The sequence below is a fragment of the Rhodococcus sp. T7 genome (assembly GCF_009872365.1).
GTDB lineage: Bacteria > Actinomycetota > Actinomycetes > Mycobacteriales > Mycobacteriaceae > Rhodococcus_F.
The window spans coordinates 1-820 of the sequence record NZ_WXYH01000279.1 but is presented as its reverse complement, the minus strand read 5'-3'; the positions used below and the strand labels follow the sequence as shown (position 1 = coordinate 820).

The 820-nt window shown below is 65.6% G+C and carries 1 protein-coding gene; it reads right to left on the bottom strand.

Annotation, left to right across the window (positions count from 1 at the left end; all coding sequences use genetic code 11):
- Window positions 1-800: relaxase/mobilization nuclease domain-containing protein (locus tag MLGJGCBP_RS23255; RefSeq protein WP_160098351.1), on the bottom strand; the 800-nt coding region annotated here is incomplete at its 3' end.
- Window positions 801-820: the final 20 nt, after the last annotated feature.

Here is an 820-nt window from a genome sequence, read left to right as displayed (position 1 = left end):
AAACGCGGACGCACGACCAATCCCTGACCACGTAGACGGCGCACGAACTCCGCCTCCGACTTCGACGCCGTCGCACACGCACGGACGCGGCGTGCGAGAAGTTCGCGGTCCAACTCGCCGGTACCTTCGCGCACGGCGCGGTGCTTCTCGGCCCGGTGGTAACCGCGCTCACCCGAACCGGTTTCCCGCGAGGCGATCACCGCGAGTCCGTGCTTGCGCTCGAGTTCGCCCGCGAGATCGCTCGCGCGCTTCTTAGACCGCCACAAGTCGACCTTCGTACCGTCCTCGCGCACCACAGACGCCGCAATGTGGATGTGATCGTTGCCCTTGGTGGACACACCGTGCCGGACCGCCGCCCAGCGGGCGGGGGACCGGCCGGACTTATCGGTGAATCCCATGCCGTCCATGAATTCCTGCGTGATTGCGCCCCACTGCTCGTCGGTGAGCAGCCCCTCGTCGGCGTGCAGCGACAGCGAGCAATGCCACACGTTCGCATCCCGCCACGGGTCGATCGGGTCCCGAACCTTCTTGCCGTGCGAGTCCCGCACGTCCTCACCCTTGTCATTGCGGAGGTAGTTCGGTTCCCGGACCTCGGTACCGAAAACCCGCCGCGGTTCGTCGATCTGCCGGGCGATCGCGATCGCGTCCTGATGCGACAACTCGTTGTCGTCATGCCACGCCATGATCGCCGGATCTCCCGCCACCAGGTGCGGATCGGTGTGCTCGTTCGACCGGCCCGGACCTTGCAGATACGACAGCAGGCCGGTCATCTTCTCACCACTGGTGATCTTCACGATCATCGCGCGTCGAACTCCTGCAA